The sequence below is a fragment of the Cellvibrio sp. genome (assembly GCF_053579595.1).
Genome location: NZ_JBRFPI010000424.1, coordinates 3,386 through 3,673, shown reverse-complemented (window position 1 = coordinate 3,673; position 288 = coordinate 3,386). Strand labels below are relative to the sequence as shown.

Here is a 288-nt window from a genome sequence, read left to right as displayed (position 1 = left end):
CACTTGGCGCTCGGCCATCGCTTCTAGCAGCGCTGATTGTACTTTGGCGGGCGCACGGTTGATTTCGTCGGCCAATACCAGATTGTGGAAAATTGGCCCCGGTTGGAATTCAAAGCGATTTTGTTCCGGGCGATAGATATCGGTGCCGGTTACGTCGGAGGGCAGCAAGTCCGGAGTGAACTGAATGCGATGAAAGTTGCCTTCTATTGCCTGGGACAAGGTTTTAATCGCCTTGGTTTTGGCGAGGCCGGGAGCACCTTCTACCAGTAAATGGCCATCCGCGAGCAG

Annotated in this window: 1 protein-coding gene; it reads right to left on the bottom strand. The window is 54.5% G+C overall.

What is annotated here, in order from left to right; genetic code table 11:
- Nucleotides 1-288: AAA family ATPase (locus ACWA6V_RS19015; protein ID WP_449523970.1), on the bottom strand; the 288-nt coding region annotated here is incomplete at both ends.